This window comes from Phosphitispora fastidiosa (assembly GCF_019008365.1).
Classification (GTDB): Bacteria; Bacillota; Thermincolia; order Thermincolales; family UBA2595; genus Phosphitispora; species Phosphitispora fastidiosa.
The window spans coordinates 1-317 of record NZ_JAHHUL010000090.1 but is presented as its reverse complement, the minus strand read 5'-3'; the positions used below and the strand labels follow the sequence as shown (position 1 = coordinate 317).

1 rRNA gene is annotated in these 317 nt (G+C 50.5%); it reads right to left on the bottom strand.

The annotated features are described in order from the left end of the window. Positions 1–317: ribosomal RNA gene (locus Ga0451573_RS19070) — 16S ribosomal RNA — on the bottom strand; the annotation flags it as partial.

Here is a 317-nt window from a genome sequence, read left to right as displayed (position 1 = left end):
CCGATCTGTATGACGGGACTACAAGGGTTTCTAATCCTGTTTGCTCCCCACGCTTTCGCTCCTCAGTGTCAGTAATAGTCCAGGAAGTCGCCTTCGCCACCGGTGTTCCTTCTGATCTCTACGGATTTCACTCCTACACCAGAAATTCCACTTCCCTCTCCTATACTCTAGCGATGCAGTATCAAATGCAATTCCACGGTTGAGCCGTGGGCTTTCACATCTGACTTACAAAGCCACCTACGAGCGCTTTACGCCCAGTGATTCCGATTAACGCTTGCACCTTCAGTATTACCGCGGCTGCTGGCACTCTAATTGGT